General features: G+C 55.2%; 18 protein-coding genes. 12 read left to right on the top strand and 6 right to left on the bottom strand.

Annotated features, from left to right (window positions below; all coding sequences use genetic code 11):
- The first annotated feature begins 177 nt into the window (after window positions 1–177).
- The 3 genes from fnr (at window position 178) to uspE (ending at window position 2,319) form a co-directional block, all read left to right on the top strand.
- Window positions 178–930 (top strand): fumarate/nitrate reduction transcriptional regulator Fnr, encoded by a 753-nt coding sequence (gene fnr, locus ACWKXT_RS02885; RefSeq protein WP_006174991.1) that lies wholly within the window; start codon window positions 178–180, stop codon window positions 928–930.
- Window positions 931–1,076: 146 nt separating this feature from the next.
- Window positions 1,077–1,259: a hypothetical protein gene (locus tag ACWKXT_RS02880; protein WP_224224379.1), complete on the top strand. Its 183-nt coding sequence runs from the start codon at window positions 1,077–1,079 to the stop codon at window positions 1,257–1,259.
- 109 nt (window positions 1,260–1,368) lie between these two features.
- Window positions 1,369–2,319 (top strand): universal stress protein UspE, encoded by a 951-nt coding sequence (uspE, locus tag ACWKXT_RS02875; RefSeq protein WP_028012944.1) that lies wholly within the window; start codon window positions 1,369–1,371, stop codon window positions 2,317–2,319.
- 38 nt (window positions 2,320–2,357) lie between these two features.
- Here the strand turns inward: uspE and ACWKXT_RS02870 are convergent, their stop codons facing one another.
- The 3 genes from ACWKXT_RS02870 to pntA form a co-directional block, all read right to left on the bottom strand.
- Window positions 2,358–3,467 (bottom strand): mechanosensitive ion channel family protein, encoded by a 1,110-nt coding sequence (locus tag ACWKXT_RS02870; protein ID WP_454526998.1) that lies wholly within the window; start codon window positions 3,465–3,467, stop codon window positions 2,358–2,360.
- A gap of 107 nt (window positions 3,468–3,574) precedes the next feature.
- Complete coding sequence (pntB, locus tag ACWKXT_RS02865) at window positions 3,575–4,963, bottom strand: Re/Si-specific NAD(P)(+) transhydrogenase subunit beta (RefSeq protein WP_028015953.1); 1,389 nt, start codon at window positions 4,961–4,963, stop codon at window positions 3,575–3,577.
- Window positions 4,964–4,973: 10 nt separating this feature from the next.
- Window positions 4,974–6,503 carry a Re/Si-specific NAD(P)(+) transhydrogenase subunit alpha gene (gene pntA / locus ACWKXT_RS02860; RefSeq protein WP_061098391.1) on the bottom strand — a complete coding sequence of 510 codons (1,530 nt, stop codon included), beginning with the start codon at window positions 6,501–6,503 and terminating at the stop codon, window positions 4,974–4,976.
- 535 nt (window positions 6,504–7,038) lie between these two features.
- On the opposite strand from pntA, the gene ydgH reads away from it, so the two are divergent.
- From ydgH to folM, 3 genes are all read left to right on the top strand, one after another.
- Window positions 7,039–7,983 carry a DUF1471 family protein YdgH gene (ydgH, locus tag ACWKXT_RS02855; RefSeq protein WP_028012941.1) on the top strand — a complete coding sequence of 315 codons (945 nt, stop codon included), beginning with the start codon at window positions 7,039–7,041 and terminating at the stop codon, window positions 7,981–7,983.
- Between the two features lie 184 nt (window positions 7,984–8,167).
- Window positions 8,168–9,550: an amino acid permease gene (locus ACWKXT_RS02850; protein WP_454531598.1), complete on the top strand. Its 1,383-nt coding sequence runs from the start codon at window positions 8,168–8,170 to the stop codon at window positions 9,548–9,550.
- A gap of 38 nt (window positions 9,551–9,588) precedes the next feature.
- Window positions 9,589–10,311, top strand: a complete 723-nt coding sequence (gene folM, locus ACWKXT_RS02845; protein ID WP_454527000.1) for a dihydromonapterin reductase — start codon at window positions 9,589–9,591, stop codon at window positions 10,309–10,311.
- Here folM and ACWKXT_RS02840 read toward each other — a convergent pair.
- Window positions 10,308–10,643 (bottom strand): GlpM family protein, encoded by a 336-nt coding sequence (locus tag ACWKXT_RS02840; protein ID WP_454527001.1) that lies wholly within the window; start codon window positions 10,641–10,643, stop codon window positions 10,308–10,310. The two genes, folM and ACWKXT_RS02840, sit on opposite strands and share 4 nt — an antisense overlap.
- Before the next feature lie 128 nt (window positions 10,644–10,771).
- On the opposite strand from ACWKXT_RS02840, the gene rstA reads away from it, so the two are divergent.
- The 4 genes from rstA (at window position 10,772) to tus (ending at window position 14,360) form a co-directional block, all read left to right on the top strand.
- Window positions 10,772–11,488: a two-component system response regulator RstA gene (gene rstA / locus ACWKXT_RS02835; protein WP_454531597.1), complete on the top strand. Its 717-nt coding sequence runs from the start codon at window positions 10,772–10,774 to the stop codon at window positions 11,486–11,488.
- Window positions 11,489–11,722: 234 nt separating this feature from the next.
- Window positions 11,723–11,983 (top strand): hypothetical protein, encoded by a 261-nt coding sequence (locus ACWKXT_RS02830; protein WP_454527002.1) that lies wholly within the window; start codon window positions 11,723–11,725, stop codon window positions 11,981–11,983.
- Between the two features lie 75 nt (window positions 11,984–12,058).
- Complete coding sequence (rstB, locus tag ACWKXT_RS02825) at window positions 12,059–13,357, top strand: two-component system sensor histidine kinase RstB (RefSeq protein ID WP_454531596.1); 1,299 nt, start codon at window positions 12,059–12,061, stop codon at window positions 13,355–13,357.
- Window positions 13,358–13,430: 73 nt separating this feature from the next.
- A complete protein-coding gene (gene tus, locus ACWKXT_RS02820; RefSeq protein ID WP_454531595.1) occupies window positions 13,431–14,360 on the top strand; it encodes a DNA replication terminus site-binding protein in 930 nt (309 codons plus the stop codon).
- Here tus and fumC read toward each other — a convergent pair whose 3' ends face one another.
- Entirely contained in the window at window positions 14,361–15,755 is a 1,395-nt protein-coding gene (gene fumC, locus ACWKXT_RS02815) for a class II fumarate hydratase (protein ID WP_454531594.1), read from the bottom strand. It lies immediately after the preceding gene.
- A gap of 138 nt (window positions 15,756–15,893) precedes the next feature.
- The gene (fumA, locus tag ACWKXT_RS02810) at window positions 15,894–17,540 is read right to left on the bottom strand and encodes a class I fumarate hydratase FumA (protein WP_454531593.1); all 1,647 of its coding nucleotides are present in this window, start codon (window positions 17,538–17,540) and stop codon (window positions 15,894–15,896) included.
- A gap of 199 nt (window positions 17,541–17,739) precedes the next feature.
- Here fumA and manA point away from each other — a divergent pair, with 199 nt between their 5' ends.
- Window positions 17,740–18,915, top strand: a complete 1,176-nt coding sequence (gene manA / locus ACWKXT_RS02805) for a mannose-6-phosphate isomerase (protein ID WP_454531592.1) — start codon at window positions 17,740–17,742, stop codon at window positions 18,913–18,915.
- A 99-nt stretch (window positions 18,916–19,014) separates the two neighbouring features.
- Window positions 19,015–20,547, top strand: a complete 1,533-nt coding sequence (locus ACWKXT_RS02800; RefSeq protein ID WP_454531591.1) for a YdgA family protein — start codon at window positions 19,015–19,017, stop codon at window positions 20,545–20,547.
- Window positions 20,548–20,610 lie beyond the last annotated feature (63 nt).

Raw genomic sequence — 20,610 nt, 5'->3', positions numbered from 1 at the left:
GGCTTTTTGTGCTTAATTTTCTACCGGTTAGGCCAAAAATCCATAATCAAGCTGTGGAATTTCAAGAAGATGGCAACACGTTGCCCTCTCTTGTCCTTATTGATGGTTTGTCAGGCTTACGTACTTCCCAAAAAGATGTTAAAATTGACCAATATCAATTAAGGCTTGAGCAAACCTATGATCCCGGAAAAGCGAATTATACGACGCATTCAGTCTGGCGGTTGTGCTATCCATTGCCAGGATTGCAGCATCAGCCAGCTCTGTATCCCGTTTACCCTGAATGAGCATGAACTCGATCAGCTTGATAACATCATCGAGCGCAAAAAGCCTATTCAGAAAGGGCAGACGCTGTTTAAAGCGGGAGACGAACTGAAATCGCTCTATGCTATCCGTTCTGGCACCATCAAGAGCTACACCATCACCGAACAGGGTGATGAGCAGATCACCGGCTTCCATCTGGCAGGCGATCTGGTGGGCTTTGATGCCATCGGCACTGGCCACCACCCGAGCTTTGCTCAGGCACTCGAAACCTCTATGGTTTGTGAAATCCCGTTTGAAACGCTGGACGATCTGTCCGGTAAGATGCCTAACCTGCGTCAGCAGATGATGCGTCTGATGAGCGGTGAGATCAAAGGCGATCAGGACATGATTCTTCTGCTTTCCAAAAAGAATGCAGAAGAGCGCCTGGCCGCGTTTATCTATAACCTCTCCCGCCGCTTCGCCGAGCGTGGTTTCTCGCCGCGTGAATTCCGTCTGACCATGACCCGTGGCGATATCGGTAACTACCTGGGCCTGACCGTGGAGACCATCAGCCGTCTGCTGGGCCGTTTCCAGAAGAGCGGAATGCTGGCCGTTAAGGGTAAATACATCACTATCGAAAACGGCGAAGCGCTGGCCGTGCTTGCCGGGCACGCCCGCAACGTGGCGTAACTCTCCGCATGTTGATAACCAGACTGATAAATTCTCGTGATTTATTGGTCTGGTATAATCACTTCCGTTTCAAAACATTTTCACCGTAGCACGTCCCCGCACAGCACCTGAAAGGTTGTCGTTGAGGTTATGAATTGAGAGAAAGTTTGTTTTTCGTTTCAGTCGTGATTGCCTCAGTGACCTTTATCTTCATCTGGATCATGCTTGTCGGCCCGATGAAGGGTGAGGAAAAAACCTACGTTCAGGATTCCACAACGTTCGCGATAGCGGTGATGGTGCTGCTGTTTATTGCGTTTATCGCGGTGACATCCACCGTGCTTTTCCTCTGATAAATTTTCATGAATTATTGATCTGGCAAAAGCTCCCCTCTGTTTCATTCAGGATATATAGGTTACTCTTTTAATTACAGACTGTGGTGACAGTAGTAAGGAGACCTGTATGGCCAAGTATCAAAACATGCTGGTAGCTATCGATCCGAATCAGGACGATCAGCCAGCATTACGACGTGCTGTGTATTTACATCAACGGATTGGTGGCAAAATCAAAGCGTTTTTGCCGATCTATGACTTCTCGTATGAGATGACCACCCTTCTGTCGCCTGACGAGCGCACCGCTATGCGTCAGGGCGTCATCAGCCAGCGTACCGCGTGGATCCGTGAACAGGCGAAGTATTACCTGGAAGCGGGAGTGCCTATTGATATTAAAGTGGTCTGGCATAACCGACCTTTTGAAGCCATCATCCAGGAAGTTGTTGCCGGTGGGCACGACCTGCTGCTGAAGATGGCACACCAGCACGACAAGCTGGAATCCGTGATCTTCACCCCGACCGACTGGCACTTGCTGCGTAAATGCCCCTGCCCGGTCTGGATGGTAAAAGACCAGCCGTGGCCTGAGGGCGGGAAAGCCGTGGTGGCGGTTAACCTGGCGAGCGAAGAGGATTATCACAATTCGCTCAACGAGAAGCTGGTGAAGGAAACCATCCAGCTTGCCGATCAGGTTAACCATACCGAAGTGCATCTGGTGGGCGCCTATCCGGTTACCCCGATCAATATCGCCATCGAGCTGCCGGAATTTGACCCGAGCGTCTATAACGACGCGATCCGCGGTCAGCACCTGCTGGCGATGAAAGCGCTGCGCCAGAAGTTCAGCATTGATGAGAACATGACGCATGTGGAAAAAGGGCTGCCTGAAGAGGTGATCCCGGATTTGGCCGAACATCTGCAGGCCGGGATTGTGGTGCTGGGCACCATTGGCCGGACCGGTATTTCTGCCGCCTTCCTCGGCAATACTGCCGAACAGGTGATCGACCATCTGCGCTGCGACCTGCTGGTCATTAAGCCGGATGAGTATCAGACGCCGATTGAGCTGGATGACCCGGAAGACGATTAACGTAAACATCAAGCCCGCCGCTCCGGCGGGCGTTTTTCTCAGCTTTCCATTACCGGTTTCGGCTGTTCACCTGATTCCTCCTGCATCCACGGCGCGTGCAATACCATGCTGGGCAGCGCCAGCTTAATCTCCTGAGCGTTCAACCCTTCAAGAATACGGATATTGATCTCCTGCTGGATGTCCATGTATTTGTTGTAATCCGCGGTATTGACGATATGGACAACTTCAAACGTCAGGCGGTCACGGTCAAATCCCAGAAAATGGGCGCGATCGAATTTAGTCTCACCCACATCAGTGATGATCTGCCTGACCATATCCCCCACGTAGCGCAGCTTATCCGGCGGCGTGTCGCTGGCCACGCCAAAGGTAAAGACGATGCGACGCGTCTGCATGCGTTTGTAGTTGTGAAGCGTCTGCTGAAGCAAAATGGCGTTACCACAGACGATCTGCTCCCCGCTCAGGCTGCGAATACGGGTCGTTTTCAGACCAATGTGCTCTACCGTCCCCGCCACGTCGTTGAACACCACAAAATCGCCAATTTCGAACGGCTTATCAAAACCGATAGATAATGAGGCAAACACGTCGCTGAGGATCGTTTGTACAGCGAGGGCGATGGCAATACCCCCTACCCCAAGGCTGGCAACCAGAGCAGTGATGTTGACGCCCGCGTTAGCAAGGATAGACAGCAGCATCACTGACCAGACGATGGCGCGGAGAATAAGCCCCGTGATCACCAGCGTGACCGGGTTTTTATGGCTTCCCGGCGCCAGCATGACGTGACGAAGCCACGACACAACGCCCTGATCCATCCACAGCGCCACCTGGATGGCGAAGACAAGGAACCAGGCGTGGCTGACGGTGCCAAAAAGATGATCGGGTAAGTCAACGAAACGCAGGCTGAAGAGCAGCGCTACCACAAACAGCAGGAAGCGGCTGGTGCGGTTAAGCATATCCGTCAGGATAAAACGCATCCGGTTGGTGGTCGGGTGCTTGTCGCCCCAGGTGGTGATCCCTTTCTTAACGAACGCGATCAGGCGCGTCAGCAGCCAGTACACCAGCAGCGTCACAAAGACAACCGTGGCGGCGCCTATCCAGAATGTCGGCGTCATCATCAACGCAATGATGTCGAAGCGGGACAGAAAATGCATTACACCTCCTCGTATTACGCAAAGGGTAAAGTATAGACAGAGGAGAAAAGCCGACCGCAGAAATAAGAAAACCGCCCCGAAGAGCGGTTTGTCAGGATGAAGCGAAATTACAGCGCTTTCAGAATCGCATCCACGCTGGCTTTGGCATCGCCAAACAGCATATGGGTGTTCTCTTTAAAGAACAGCGGGTTCTGCACGCCAGCATAGCCGGTGTTCATGGAGCGTTTGAAGACAATAACGTTCTGCGCCTTCCATACTTCCAGAACCGGCATCCCCGCGATTGGGCTACGCGGATCGTCCTGTGCCGCCGGGTTAACGGTGTCGTTGGCGCCAATGACCAGCACGGTGTCGGTGTCGGCGAAATCATCGTTGATCTCGTCCATTTCCAGCACGATGTCGTATGGCACCTTCGCTTCCGCCAGCAGCACGTTCATGTGGCCCGGCAGACGCCCCGCCACCGGGTGAATACCAAAGCGTACTTTGATACCGCGCGCGCGCAGCTTCTCGGTGATTTCCGCCACAGGATACTGCGCCTGCGCCACCGCCATGCCGTAGCCTGGGGTAATGATCACAGAATGCGAGTTTTTCAGCATCTCTGCGGTGTCTTCCGCGCTGATCTCACGGTGCTCGCCCACTTCTTCGTCAGAGCCGGTAGAAGAACCGTCAGAGCCGAAGCCACCTGCGATAACGCTGATGAACGAACGGTTCATCGCCTTACACATGATATAAGACAGGATCGCACCGGAAGAACCGACCAGCGCACCGGTGACGATCAGCAGGTCGTTGCTCAGCATAAAGCCCGCCGCCGCCGCCGCCCAACCGGAGTAGGAGTTCAGCATCGAGACGACCACCGGCATATCCGCACCGCCGATGGATGCCACCAGATGCCAGCCAAACGCCAGCGCAATAATGGTCATCACCAGCAACGCCAGTACCTGCAGACCCACGCTTTCGGTACGCACGAAAACCACCAGCAGCACAAACGACACCACCAGCGCCGCCAGGTTCAGCTTGTGACGGTTTGGCAACATCAGCGGTTTAGAAGAGATCTTACCGCGCAGCTTGCCGAACGCCACAATCGAGCCGGTAAAGGTCACCGCACCGATGAAGATACCGAGGAACACTTCAGTCAGGTGGATATTGACCAGAATCGGTTCCAGACCCGGTTCGTGATACAGATAGCTGTTAAAGCCTACCAGCACCGCCGCCAGGCCCACGAAGCTGTGCAGAATGGCAACCAGCTCCGGCATTTCGGTCATTTCAACGCGTTTCGCCAGGCGAATACCAATCGCGCCGCCGATGATCATCGCCACCAGGATCCACGCCACATTGCCGGTATCCGGCCCGAAGATAGTGGCGATCAGCGCAATCGCCATCCCGGCGATACCAAAGTTATTCCCCTGCTGAGACGTTTCGTGTTTGGAAAGCCCCGCCAGACTGAAAATAAACAGGATTGCAGCAACAATGTATGCGGCTGTCACTAATCCTCCAGACATATGCTACCCCTTAGCCTTTACGAAACATTTTCAGCATGCGCTGAGTCACGGTGAAACCACCGAAAATATTGATACTGGCGATCAGCACCGCGATAAAGCTCAGGAAGCTGATCCAGCCGCCATGGCCAATCTGCAGCAACGCCCCCACCACGATGATCCCGGAGATGGCGTTAGTGACCGACATCAGCGGCGTATGCAGCGCGTGGGAGACGTTCCACACCACGTAGTAGCCTACAACGCAGGAGAGCGCGAAGACGGTAAAGTGGCCGAGGAACTCTTTCGGCGCGACGTCAGCCAGCCAGCCGAACAGAATAATAACCAGCGCCATGATGGCGTATTTACGCCACGGAGAAGCCGGTTTCGCCGGTTCTTTTGGCTCAGGCGCTGCTTTCGGTGCCGCCTGAGGCTGCGCGGAAACCTGAATAGGCGGCGCAGGCCAGGTGATTTCACCTTCGCGAACGACGGTGACGCCGCGCACCACCACGTCGTCAAAATCAACGGTGATGTTGCCGTCTTTCTCTTTGCAGAGCAGCTTCAGCAGGTTAACCAGGTTGGTACCGTACAGCTGAGAGGACTGGGTTGGCAGGCGGCCTGGCAGATCGGTATAGCCGATCACCTTCACGCCGTTAGCAGTCGTGGTCACCTGATTGGCGACGGTGTACTCGCAGTTACCGCCGTTCTGCGCGGCCAGGTCGACAATCACGCTGCCCGGCTTCATGGAGTCGACCATCTCACGGGTGATCAGCTTCGGTGCCGGTTTACCCGGAATAAGCGCGGTGGTAACAATAATGTCGACGTCTTTCGCCTGCGCGGCGAAGAGTTCCATTTCAGCTTTGATAAAGGCTTCGGACATGACCTTCGCGTAACCATCACCGCTGCCTGCTTCTTCCTTGAAGTCCAGCTCAAGGAATTCGGCCCCCATACTCTGGACCTGTTCCTTCACTTCAGGACGGGTGTCAAATGCGCGTACGATAGCACCCAGGCTGTTTGCCGCACCGATTGCAGCAAGCCCCGCCACGCCCGCGCCAATCACCATCACTTTCGCCGGTGGGACTTTCCCCGCCGCGGTGATTTGACCGGTAAAGAAGCGTCCAAATTCGTGGGCTGCTTCAACAATGGCACGGTAGCCGGCAATATTTGCCATGGAGCTCAGCGCATCCAGCGACTGCGCGCGCGAAATACGCGGCACGGAGTCCATCGCCATCACGGTTACGCCACGGGCCGCCAGCTTCTCCATCAGTTCAGGATTTTGTGCAGGCCAGACGAAGCTCACCAGCGTTGTTCCTGGATTCAGCAGCGCAATCTCGCTCTCTTCCGGTGCGTTGACCTTCAGAATCACAGGCGACTGCCAGACTTCGGCCCCGTCCACCACTTCCGCGCCAGCCTGAATAAAGGCGTCGTCATCGAAACTCGCCAGCTTGCCTGCGCCGCTTTCAACCGCGACGGTAAAACCCAGTTTAAGCAGTTGCTCCACCGTTTTCGGTGTTGCCGCTACGCGGGTTTCATTGGCTAACCGTTCTTTTGGTACCCCAATACGCATAGTTTTCCCTTCCATCGGTTTTTGATGATGGTTTGTCGATAAATGCCCGCGGTTTGTATCAATTTTCGCCATCACGATAGCGACGAGAAATGATTAACCCCGGAAAATAAAACAGTAACAAACTGTCTATAACCTACTGAAAATAGCGCCCGCGATCTACCGCCAGAAAACACTATTTCTTACTTTATCTGTGAAAAATAAGCGATCGGCGTCACTGACAGTGATATTTACCTTAAATTCATCGCCAGAACCGATAAATCGCGCAAGCGAAGCGGTAAAAACATGATATAGCGCCATAAGAGAACAAGTTATTAACATTAAATTAACTTGTAAAAGTCATATGCTTTATCAGTTTTGCTTGTCAAACGCCTGTTTTTTCAACATATCACTAAATGTTATCGAATTCGTTAATTCAGTGAGCACAGGCAGTGAAAAATGGCGCAGACAGCGACGGGTTTTAAATGCCATAATCGGGACCGTTTCAAATTAACAACAATACCAGTACATGGTTTGCGCAAGGCGAAGGATTATTTTTATGAAGCTTAAGAACACACTCCTGGCGTCCGCACTTCTCTGTGCGACCGCCCTGTCTGCGAATGCCGCAACAGAGTTAACGCCAGAGCAAGCGGCAGCGTTAAAACCTTTTGACCATACGGTCATTGTGGGTCGTTATAATTCCATTGGCGATGCCGTCGCCGCCGCATCAAAAGCCGCTGATAAAAACGGGGCGGCCTCGTTTTACGTAGTTGACCAGTCCGATTACGGCAACAGCGGTAACCAGCGCGTGACCATTGCGCTGTATAAAGATAATGCGCCAAAAGCTGACGCACCGAAGAACCGCGTGATCAACGGTATCGTTGAGCTGCCAAAAGATCAGGCGATTGAGCTGGAACCTTACGACACCGTCACCGTTCAGGGCTTCTATCGCAGCCAGCCTGAAGTGAACGATGCCATCACCAAAGCCGCGAAAGAGAAAGGGGCTTACTCTTTCTATATCGTCCGTCAGGTGGATGCTAACCAGGGCGGCAACCAGCGAATTACCGCATTCATCTACAAAGAAGATGCGAAAAAACGCGTTCTGCAGAGCCCGGATGCCATCCCTGCTGACTCCGAAGCGGGTCGCGCGGCGATAGCAAAAGGCGGCGAAGAAGCGAAGAAAGTCGAAATTCCAGGCGTAGCGACCTCTGCGGCGCCAAGCGCTGAAGTGGGCCGTTTCTTTGAAACGCAATCCACGAAAGGCGGTCGCTATTCCGTTACGCTGCCGGACGGCACCAAAATTGAAGAGCTGAACAAAGCCACTGCCGCGCAGATGGTACCGTTCGACAGCATCAAGTTTACCGGCAACTACGGCAACATGACGGAAGTCTCTTACCAGGTCGCGAAGCGTGCGGCGAAGAAAGGGGCAAAGTATTACCACATTACCCGCCAGTGGCAGGAACGTGGCAACAACGTGACCATCAGCGCCGATCTGTACAAGTAATAAAATCGTTGACGAAAGGCGGCGCAATGCCGCCTTTTTTGTTACTTTTTTTGAATTTCTGCCACACATCATTGCATGCTTTCGTTACACTCCGTAAAATCCCGCGCCTTAGTGTGATCCACCATTTTTATGCGCCTCAGCGAAATAATTATTCTGGATTGGGACTTTTCATAACAGGAAGCCAATGGAAAAGAAACTTGGCCTGAGTGCTTTAACTGCACTTGTATTGAGCTCAATGCTGGGCGCGGGCGTATTCAGTTTACCGCAGAACATGGCGGCCGTCGCAAGCCCTGCCGCCCTGCTCATTGGCTGGGGCATTACCGGTGTTGGCATATTGCTGCTGGCGTTTGCCATGCTGCTGCTGACGCGCATTCGCCCGGATCTGGACGGCGGCATTTTCACCTATGCACGTGAAGGTTTCGGCGAGCTGATTGGCTTCTGTTCCGCCTGGGGCTACTGGCTGTGCGCGGTCATCGCCAACGTCTCTTATCTGGTGATCGTCTTCTCGGCGCTCAGTTTCTTTACCGATACCCCAGAACTGCGCCTGTTTGGCGACGGTAATACCTGGCAGTCTATCGTCGGCGCCTCGGTGCTGCTGTGGATTGTTCACTGGCTGATTTTACGCGGTGTCCAGACCGCCGCCAGCATCAACCTGGTCGCGACGCTGGCGAAACTGGTCCCCCTTGGCCTGTTTATCGTCCTGGCCTTCATTGCGTTTCGTCTCGACGTGTTTACGCTTGATTTCAGCGGCATTGCGCTGGGCGTTCCGGTCTGGGAACAGGTGAAAAACACGATGCTGATTACCCTGTGGGTGTTTATCGGCGTCGAAGGTGCCGTCGTGGTCTCTGCCCGCGCGCGTAATAAACGCGATGTGGGCCGCGCTACGCTGCTGGCCGTCCTGGCAGCACTGGGCGTGTATTTGCTGGTGACGCTGCTGTCGCTGGGCGTGGTGGCACGTCCTGAACTGGCCGAAATGCGTAACCCGTCAATGGCTGGCCTGATGGTGAAAATGCTCGGCCCCTGGGGCGACGTGGTGATTGCCGCAGGGCTGATCGTCTCCGTCTGCGGCGCTTACCTGAGCTGGACCATCATGGCGGCTGAAGTGCCGTTCCTGGCTGCGACGCACAAGGCGTTCCCTCGCCTGTTTGCCCGTCAAAACCAAAATAATGCGCCATCTGCCTCACTCTGGCTGACCAACATCAGCGTTCAGGTTTGTCTGGTGCTGATCTGGCTCACAGGTTCAGACTATAACACCCTACTGACCATCGCCTCAGAGATGATTCTGGTACCCTATTTCTTAGTGGGGGCATATTTGTTAAAAATCGCCACGCGTCCGGCGCACTATGTCGTGGGTGTCGGGGCCTGTATTTACGGCCTGTGGTTGTTGTATGCTTCCGGGCCTATGCATCTGCTGCTGTCAGTGGTGCTGTACGCGCCGGGTCTGCTGGTGTTTATCTACGCCCGCCGCACGCATCAGCTGGAGAACGCGCTGAAACGCCGTGAAATGGCCTTAATCGGGATGTTACTGGTTGCTGCCATACCGGCAACCTGGATGTTAATGGGATAGCACTGCCTTCCCATTGTTGAACTGTAAAGGAGAATACGATGGGAAATGCACCGCTTCGCCCAATACTGATTACCGGCGGAGGCCGCCGTATCGGCCTCGCTCTCGCCCATCACTTTCTCAACCTTCGCCATCCGGTCATTGTCAGCTACCGTACGGAATACCCGTCGATTGACGGGCTGCGTAAAGCCGGGGCGGTCTGCATTCAGGCGGATTTTTCGACCGATGAAGGCATTCTGGCCTTTGCTGAAAAGGTAAAATCCACAACGACAGGTCTGCGCGCGGTGATCCATAACGCCAGCGCATGGTGTGCCGAGAAACCCGGCACGTCACTCAGCGACACGCTCTCCGCCATGCTGCAGATCCACGTTAATGCCCCTTATCTGCTCAACCACGCTCTGCAGGATCTGCTGCGCGGCCACGGGCATGCGGCGGGTGACATTATCCACTTCACCGATTATGTGGTGGAGCGCGGCAGCGACAAGCACATCGCCTATGCGGCCAGTAAAGCCGCGCTGGATAACATGACGCGCTCTTTTGCCCGCAAGCTTGCGCCTGAGGTGAAGGTGAACGCCATCGCCCCGGCGATGATTTTGTTTAACGAAAACGATGATGCGGAGTACCGCCAGCAGGCGCTGAATAAGTCGCTGATGAAAATTGCGCCGGGCGAGAAAGAGGTGATCGACCTTGTGGATTACCTGCTTACCAGTTGCTACGTCACCGGCAGAACCTTTGCCGTGGACGGCGGCCGCCCGTTGCGCTAGTGAAAGCGGCTCCAGAAGAAAATTAACACCCAGGCGCTGAGCCCCCAGCAGGCCACTGCCCCGCCCAGCGCCAGAGGTAGCCGCAGAAAACCGGTGAAATACCACAGTGAAAGCAGATAGAGAAAATAGGGGATGATTGACCACATGCCAAACACGATGGTCGTGCGTAGCGCTTCCGTACCCCGCTCAGAGGCCACGATATAGTGGGCAATCAGCGCAAAGGTCGGAAACAGTGGGATCAGCCCGGCAATATAGTAATTTTTGGTTTTTGCCAGAATGCCAATCAGTAACACCACCAGCGCCCCCAGCGCGGCTTTGATCACCAGCCCCATATTTTTCCTTATAACAATCAAATAACAAGAAACGCCAGAATAACGGAAGCGGCGTTAATTTTGAAAGATTAATGGAAGGTTAAGGTTCCGCGGTGTATGTTGGCTTTTTTCACGAAAACAGACGCTGTATGAATAAGATTGTTTATGTTGAAGACGAACCCGAAGTCGGGCAACTGATCGCCGCCTATCTGGGTAAACATGATATGGACGTCATTGTTGAGCCTCGCGGCGATCGTGCCGAAGAGGTGGTCGTCCGTGAAAACCCGGATCTGGTGCTGCTGGACATCATGCTGCCTGGAAAAGACGGCATGACGCTCTGTCGCGATCTGCGCGCCCGTTGGGACGGTCCTATCGTCCTGCTCACCTCACTGGACAGCGATATGAACCATATTCTGTCGCTGGAGATGGGCGCCAATGACTACATTCTGAAAACCACACCGCCTGCCGTCCTGCTTGCCCGCCTGCGCCTGCATTTGCGCCAGCATGCCAGCATTGAGCGTGAAGCGCCCGCACCGTCTCTGACACCGCACAAAGCGATGCGCTTCGGTACGCTGTCTATTGACCCGGTTAACCGTCAGGTCCTGCTTTCCGGCGAGCTTATTGCCGTTTCCACCGCTGATTTTGACCTGCTGTGGGAGCTGGCCACGCATGCCGGGCAAATCATGGACCGCGACGCGCTGCTGAAAAACCTGCGCGGCGTAAGCTATGACGGAATGGACCGCAGCGTTGACGTGGCAATATCGCGTCTGCGCAAAAAGCTGCAGGATAATGCCACCGAGCCCTACCGGATTAAAACCGTGCGTAACAAAGGTTATTTGTTTGCTCCACACGCCTGGGAAACCTGATAAAAGACAACGTGCGTGAAAAGAAGGCATTACGCAGCGATGTCTTCTTTTCGCGCGTTGATTTGCACGTTTGCGCAACAATTAACTTGATAAGCCAGCGAACTATTCCATAATTAAAACGACTCCTTTCATTTCTTCGCCCGTACCACTCCGGCTACATCCATACTTTCACCGTGAAGCTCTCACGAAACGTCTCCCATGAAATCTTGAAATGAGGATTTAAGCCTATGAAATATGTATAGCTATCATGAAGTTGAAGCCATCAAAACCAATCTTGAATGGATTGTTAATCAGGCCGCGTTTGGACGTTCCTCACCCTCCCGTGCCGATCAAAAAGCGCTCGTTGATCTCCTTGAACTTATCCAGTCTTACGAAATACTTCTGGATTTAATAAATGAATTTGGGAGTGCCGTGATTGATCCGCACATTGCGGAAGGTCTGGCCGTAACGGAAAAACTGATTGCTAAGGTAAAAAACAGCGCGAAAGCCATGTAACACGCTTCACAGACATGAAAGTATCGACGGGTTTTCATGTATATTCTGCAGGTATTGTTTTTTCGGTGAGATGGAATGAAGAAGCTGTTTGTGCAGTTTTATCTTTTGCTGTTTGTCTGCTTCCTGGTGATGACCATGCTGGTTGGGCTGGTCTATAAGTTCACCGCCGAACGTGCGGGCAGGCAGTCACTGGACGATCTGATGAAAAGCTCGCTCTATCTGATGCGCAGCGAGCTGAGAGAGATCCCGCCGCACGACTGGGCGAAAACCCTGAAAGAGCTGGATCTGAACCTGTCATTCGATTTACGCATTGAGCCGTTAAAAGATTTCGATTTGGATCCGCCCGCCATGCAGCGCCTGCGCGACGGGGATATCGTCGCGCTGGATGAGAAATACACCTTTATCCAGCGTATTCCGCGCAGCCATTACGTGCTGGCCGTCGGGCCGGTACCCTATCTCTATTATCTGCACCAGATGCGTCTGCTGGACATGGCGCTGATGGCCTTTATCGCCATTTCACTCGCGTTTCCGGTCTTTATCTGGATGCGCCCACACTGGCAGGACATGCTGAAGCTGGAATCCGCCGCGCAGCGTTTTGGCGAGGGGCATTTTACCGAACGCATTCACTTCGACAGCGGTTCCAGCTTTGAACGTCTGGGCGTGGCCTTTAACCAAATGGCCGATAATATCAATGCCCTGATCGCCAGTAAGAAGCAGCTGATCGACGGAATTGCCCACGAACTGCGCACGCCGCTGGTTCGCCTGCGCTATCGTCTGGAGATGAGCGAGAATCTGACGGAAGCGGAGTCTCAGGCGCTTAACCGCGATATCAGCCAGCTAGAAGCGCTGATTGAGGAGCTGCTGACCTACGCGCGCCTCGATCGTCCGCAGAACGAACTGAACCTCAGCACGCCGGACCTGCCTGCCTGGCTGCAAACCCACATTGAGGATGTTCAGAGCGTCAACCCGCAGCGCACGCTGCTGACGCGCGTCACGCCGGGTGATTACGGCGCGCTCGATATGCGCCTGATGGAGCGCGTGCTGGACAACCTGATGAATAACGCCATGCGCTACAGCGAGAGTACGCTCCAGATTGGCCTGGATTTGCAGGGGAACCGGGCCAGCCTGACGGTGGAGGACGACGGACCGGGAATTGACCCGGAAGCGCGAGAAACCGTGTTTGAACCGTTTGTCCGCCTCGACCCCAGCCGCGATCGCGCCACAGGCGGATGCGGCCTGGGGCTGGCGATTGTCTACTCTATCGCGCAGGCGATGGGCGGTACGGTGCATTGCGAAGAGAGCGAGCTCGGCGGTGCGCGCTTCTGCTTTAGCTGGCCGGTGTACTATAACATCGCCCTTCCCGTCCCTGCCTGACCTTAACTGCACGCTGGCCTGACCCGGCGTGCTGTGCTATATGATAAGTATGTTGTAACTAATGAGAGTGTTTATGGCGACCTACGATCTCATCGAAAGGCTGAACAGTACCTTTCGCGAAATAGAGCACGAGCTACTTACCCTGAGCGAACGTTTGCAGACCTGCCGCCTGCTGGCCGCGCGCGTCTTTACCCTGCCCGATGTGGCCAAAGGGGCCGAGCACGATCCGCTGGACACCATTGAGGTTGAACAGCACATCGGCAGCGCGGCCCTTGAGCTGGCGCTGAAGCACTATCGTCGCCTGTTTATCCAGCAGCAGTCAGAAAACCGCAGCAGTAAGGCGGCCGTGCGCCTGCCGGGCGTTATCTGTCTGCAAACCGATGCAACAACGCGTGAAGCGCTAGAAAGCCAGATTGCGCATATCAACACCCTGAAGGCGGCCTTTGAAAAGATCATCACCGAAGAGTCCGGCCTCGCCCCTGCCGCCCGGTTTGAGTGGGTGCACCGTCAGCTTCCGGGGCTGATTACCCTGAATGCCTACCGTACCCTGACGGTACTACGTAACCCCGCCACGCTGCGCTTCGGCTGGGCGAATAAGCACATCATTAAAAACTTCACCCGGGATGAGATTCTGGCTCAGCTTGAAAAAAGCCTGAAGACGCCGCGCACCGTCGCGCCGTGGTCGCGTGAACAGTGGATTGAGCGCCTGGAGCAGGAGTACCACAGCATCGCCTCACTACCGGCGGACACGCGCCTCAAGATAAAGCGCCCGGTGAAGGTGCAGCCTATCGCCCGCGTCTGGTATTCCGGCCAGCAAAAACAGGTGCAGTATGCCTGCCCGACGCCGCTGATTGCGCTTTACGATGCCGGTCAGGGTGCGGTGGTACCCGATATTGGGGAACTGCTGAATTACGATGCGGACAATGTCCAGCACCGTTACAGACCTCAGGCGCAGCCGCTACAGCTGATTATTCCGCGGCTGCACCTGTACGTGGCGGGATGATTATTTCAGGCTGCCAACCATCGCTTCCGGGCGAACCCAGGCGTCGAACTCCGCCTCCGAGAGATAACCCAGCGCCAGGGCGGAGGCTTTCAGCGTCAGCCCCTCTTTATGCGCTTTTTTGGCGATCTCGGCGGCTTTGTCATAGCCGATATGGGTATTCAGCGCCGTTACCAGCATCAGAGATTCATTGAGCAGTTGGCTGATGCGTTCACCATTGGGCTCAATCCCTACCGCACAGTGCTCGTTAAAGCTCTCCATCCCGTCCGCCAGCAGACGAATCGATTGCAGGACGTTGTGGATCACCATCGGACGATAGACGTTCAGCTCAAAGTTGCCGGACGCACCGCCCATGTTCACGGCCACATCGTTGCCCATCACCTGACAGCAGAGCATGGTCATGGCTTCGCACTGGGTCGGGTTGACTTTACCAGGCATGATAGAGCTGCCCGGCTCGTTTTCCGGGATACTGATTTCACCGATGCCGCAGCGCGGACCGGAAGCCAGCCAGCGCACGTCGTTGGCAATTTTCATCAGCGAGGCTGCCAGCCCCTTCAGCGCGCCGTGGGTATGGACCAGCGCATCGCAGGTAGCCAGCGCTTCGAACTTATTGGGCGCCGTGACGAACGGCTGTCCGGTGATGTTTGCCAGCTCCTCCGCCACGCGCACCGCGTATTCTGGATGGGTATTTAACCCGGTGCCGACCGCCGTCCCGCCGAGCGCCAGCTCCGCCAGGTGCGGCAGGCTGTTCTCGATATGCTTCAGGTTGTGTTCCAGCATCGCCACCCAGCCGGAAATCTCCTGGCCGAGGGTCAGCGGCGTGGCGTCCTGCAGGTGCGTACGGCCAATTTTGACAATGTCGCGGAAGGCCTGCGCTTTCTCGTTAAGCGTGGATTTGAGCACGTTGAGCTGCGGGATAAGCTGCTCGCGGATAGCGATCACCGCCGCCACGTGCATCGCCGTCGGGAAGACGTCGTTAGAGCTCTGGCTTTTGTTGACGTCATCGTTCGGGTGGACCTTACGCTCCATGCCGCGCGCGCCGCCAAGCAGTTCACTAGCCCGGTTCGCCAGCACTTCGTTCATGTTCATGTTGCTCTGGGTGCCGGAACCGGTCTGCCAGATAGCGAGGGGGAATTCGTCGGGATGCTTGCCCGCCAGCACTTCGTCGGCAGCGTTAATGATGGCCGTGGCTTTGTCGGCGTTCAGCAGGCCTAAATCCTGGTTCACTTTCGCGGCGGCGCGTTTGGTGAGCGCCAGCGCCTGGATCAGCGAGACGGGCATTTTTTCGGTCGAAATACGGAAATGCTCCAGCGAACGCTGGGTTTGCGCGCCCCATAGCTTGTCGGCCGGGACGTCGATGGCGCCCATCGAGTCTTTCTCATGGCGTACCGTGGTCATTACTTTCTCCTTGATAACAAAAGAGGGATTGCTCACATGCTTAAGGGATAAGTATTGATGACTTCTGAGAAACGGTATGGCGCTTTGTGCGCTCTTTTGGATGTCGGGTGGCGGCTGCGCCACCCGACTTTTTTCAATTTACTTCACACACGCCGAACACTGGGACGACTGGATCTGCTTGAAGAAGTCGTTACCTTTGTCATCCACCAGGATAAACGCCGGGAAGTCTTCCACTTCAATTTTCCAGATCGCTTCCATACCCAGTTCCGGGTATTCCACGCACTCCAGGCTCTTGATGCTGCCCTGCGCCAGCACCGCTGCCGGGCCGCCGATGCTGCCCAGGTAGAAACCGCCGTGCTTGTGGCAGGCATCCGTCACCTGCTGACTGCGGTTACCTTTCGCCAGCATGATCATGCTACCGCCGTTAGCCTGCAGCTGGTCCACGTACGAGTCCATACGCCCTGCAGTGGTTGGGCCTAACGAGCCGGAGGCATAGCCTTCAGGCGTTTTCGCCGGGCCTGCGTAGTAGATCGGGTGATCTTTAATGTACTGCGGCAGCCCTTCGCCGTTGTCCAGACGCTCTTTTAGCTTCGCGTGCGCGATGTCGCGGCCCACGATAATCGTGCCGTTCAGGGAGAGACGGGTCGAGACCGGATACTGCGAAAGCTGCGCCAGAATATCTTTCATCGGACGGTTCAGGTCAACGCGAACCGCTTCACCCTCACCCGCTTTACGCAGTTCTTCCGGAATGTATTTGCCCGGGTTGTTTTCCAGTTTTTCGATCCACACGCCTTCGCGGTTGATCTTGGCCTTGATGTTGCGATCCGCAGAGCAGGAGACGCCCATCCCGACCGGACAGGAGGCTCCGTGACGCGGCAGACGGATCACGCGCACGTCGTGGGCAAAGTATTTGCCGCCAAACTGCGCGCCGAGGCCCAGATTACGCGCCTCTTCCAGCAGTTCCTGCTCAAGCTGTACGTCGCGGAACGCCTGGCCGTGCTCGTTACCTTCGGTAGGCAGACCGTCGTAGTATTTGGTTGAGGCCAGTTTGACGGTTTTCAGCGTACTTTCCGCCGACGTTCCGCCAATTACGAAGGCGATATGGTACGGCGGACACGCTGCGGTACCGAGGGTACGCATCTTCTCAACCAGGTAATTTTTCAGCTTGCCCGGAGTAAGCAGCGCTTTGGTTTCCTGGTAGAGATAGGTTTTGTTGGCTGAACCGCCGCCTTTGGCGATACAGAGGAATTTGTACTCGTCACCGTCGACGCTGTAGAGATCGATCTGTGCAGGCAGGTTGGTGCCGGTGTTGACCTCTTTGTACATATCCAGCGCCGCGTTTTGCGAATAGCGCAGGTTGTCTTCGGTGTAGGTGTTGTAGACGCCGTGCGCCAGCGCCGCTTCATCACCGCCGCCGGTCCAGACGCGCTGGCCTTTTTTACCGACGATGATCGCCGTGCCGGTGTCCTGGCAGGTTGGCAGAATGCCTTTCGCCGCGATGTCAGAGTTACGCAGGAACTGCAGGGCAACGTATTTATCGTTCTCGCTGGCCTGCGGGTCGCTCAGGATATCGGCAACCTGCTGCTGATGCGCGGGGCGGAGCATAAAGGAGGCGTCGTGGAAAGCGTGCTGCGCCAGCAGCGTCAGCGCCTGCGGATCCACCTTGAGGATCTCTTGTCCTTCAAACTCAGAGACGGAGACGTGATCGCGGGTTAACAGGTAATACTCGGTCTGATCCTTACCGAGGGGGAAAGGATCCTGATAATGGAAGGGTTTATTCGACATTGTTCTCTCACTTACTGCTTCGGTCTGTTTATTCAGGGCAGATGTTCCGCTGCCCGGCTTAAAAGCGAGTCAGCTTATCCTACACAATTTTTTAACAAAAACTGAGACTAGTACGACTTTTTACATCCACAGGTTACTTCCACGTGGTTTATTGCTTTAATACCCGGAGTTAATTCCACAATTGAATCAGGGCTTGATAATGCAAAAACTCATTAACTCAGTGCAAAACTACGCCTGGGGAAGTAAAACTGCGTTAACGGATCTCTACGGTATCGCGAACCCGAATAACCTGCCGATGGCGGAACTGTGGATGGGGGCGCACCCGAAGAGCAGCTCAAAAATTGAAGACGCCAGCGGCCAGGTTCATAGCCTGCGTGACGTGATTGATGCCGATAAAGCCGCGCTGCTGGGCGATAAGGTGGCTCAGCGCTTCGGCGAACTGCCGTTCCTGTTTAAGGTCCTGTGCGCCGATCAGCCGCTCTCTATCCAGGTTCACCCGAACAAGAAAGCGTCTGAAATTGGCTTTGCCAAAGAGAACGCGGCGGGCATCCCGTTAGACGCTGCCGAGCGTAACTACAAAGATCCAAACCACAAGCCGGAGCTGGTCTTTGCGCTGACCCCGTTCCTGGCGATGAACGCGTTCCGCGAGTTTTCAGAGATCATCTCCCTGCTGCAGCCAGTCGCGGGGGCCAACAAGGCCATCGCCCACTTCCTCGAAAACCCGAACGCAGACGCGCTGAGCCAGCTGTTCGCCAGCCTGCTGAATATGCAGGGTGAAGAGAAATCTCACGCGCTGGCGGTGCTGAAAGCGGTTCTGGACAGCCAGCAAGGTGAACCGTGGGAAACCATCCGCCTGATTTCCGAGTTTTACCCGGACGACAGTGGCCTGTTCTCCCCTCTGCTGCTGAACGTAGTGAAGCTGAACCCGGGTGAAGCGATGTTCCTGTTCGCCGAAACCCCGCACGCCTATCTGCAGGGCGTGGCGCTGGAGGTGATGGCCAACTCCGATAACGTGCTGCGTGCAGGCCTGACGCCGAAATATATCGATATCCCTGAGCTGGTTGCCAACGTGAAGTTTGTGGCGAAGCCTGCCGCGGAGCTGCTGACTCAGCCGGTGAAAAACGGCGCAGAGCTGGACTTCCCGATTCCGGTCGAGGATTTTGCTTTCTCCCTGCATGATCTGAGCCAGACAGAAACGACTATCGCACAGGAGAGCGCGGCAATTCTGTTCTGCGTGGAGGGCGAAGCGACGCTGCGCAAAGGCGAACAGCGTCTGGTGCTTAAGCCCGGTGAGTCAGCATTCGTTGCAGCCAATGAGTCTCCGGTTAACGTAAGCGGCACCGGTCGCCTGGCGCGCGTTTTCAATAAGCTTTAAGCACTTACTGAATTTTTTAACAACTCTTGCTAAGCTAGTTGGAGGCTTAATATCTCCAGGCGGTTTTTACCGCCTGGTTTCATTTTAGGGATAGTCGCAATGAAAAAATCGGTCGTAGCGGTTGGAGTGATTGTAGCGTTAGGCGTGGTCTGGACGGGTGCCTCCTGGTTTACCGGGAAACAGCTGGAAGGCCGTCTGGCTGAGATGGTGGCGCAGGCTAACGGAGAGATTAAGCGCAGCGCGCCGGAGGCGGGTCTGGAGCTGAGCTACCAGAACTATCAGCGCGGCGTATTTACCAGCCGTATGCAGCTGGTAGTGAAGCCGGTTGCCGGTGCGGCAAACGGCTGGCTGAAACCGGGACAGAGCGTGGTGCTGGATGAAGTGGTAAGCCACGGTCCGCTGCCGCTGGCGCAGTTAAAGTCGTTTAACCTGATCCCGTCCATGGCGTCCGTTCATACCGTGCTGGTGAATAACGACGTCACCAAACCGCTGTTTGACCTGGCGAAGAATGAATCGCCTTTCGACATTAATACCCGTATTAGCTACTCCGGTGATACCCGCTCTGATATCGCGCTGAAAGCGCTGAACTACGAGAAAGAGAATGAAAAAGTCGCCTTCAGCGGCGGTCATTTCAAACTCGATGCGGATCGGGACGGCAACGTCTTCTCCATGACGGGTGAAGCGGAAAGCGGCCTGATCAACGCCGTGAACGAATACAACCAAAAGGTTCAGCTTACCTTCAACAACCTGAAAGCCGACGGCAGCAGCCGTATGACCGACTTTAAAGAGCGCATCGGCGATCAGAAGCTCTCCGTTGATAAGATTGCAGTCGCTATCGAAGGCAAAGAGATGGCTGTGCTGGAAGGCATGGACGTTAACGGTCAATCCGACGTATCCAAAGACGGTAAGAGCATCAATACCCAGCTGGATTACACCCTGAAGAGCCTGAAAGTGCAGAATCAGGATCTGGGCACCGGCAAACTGTCGCTGAAGATCGGCAATATCGACGGCCAGGCGTGGCACGAGTTTAGCCAGAAATACAGCAAAGAGAGCCAGGCGCTGCTGACCGATGCCGCGCTGCAGCAGAACCCTGAAGTATACCAACAGCAGGCGATGGCGGTACTGTTCAATAACCTGCCAATCCTGCTGAAAGGCGAGCCAGTGATAACCGTTGCGCCGCTGAGCTGGAAAAACAGCAAAGGCGAAACCAGCTTTAACCTGTCTCTGTTCCTGAAAGATCCGGCAACCGCCACGGGTGAACCGCAGACGCTGGCGCAGGAAGTGGATCGCAGCGTGAAGTCGCTCGACAGCAAGCTGACCATCCCGATGGATATGGCGACCGAGTTTATGACTCAGATTGCGAAGCTGGAAGGCTACGGTGATGAAGATGCCGGCAAGCTGGCGAACCAGCAGGTGAAAGGCCTGGCGGCGATGGGCCAGATGTTCCGCATCACCAAAGTGGAAAACAACACGATTTCCACCAGCCTGCAGTATGCCAACGGCCAGGTGACCCTCAACGGCGATAAAATGCCGCTGGAAGAGTTTGTTGGCATGTTTGGTATGCCGACGCTGGGCATGCCGGAACCGGCTGAACCGGCAGCGCCAGCCGAACCGGCGGCACCGCAGCAGTAAACGTCAAACCCCTCGTATGAGGGGTTTTTTATTGCCGGGTGATTTACGGGGTTTTGCAGAACC

The organism is Enterobacter sp. UPMP701, from assembly GCF_053709515.1.
Note: the sequence above shows the minus strand (reverse complement) of the source record. Positions and strands in the feature narration are given on the sequence as shown.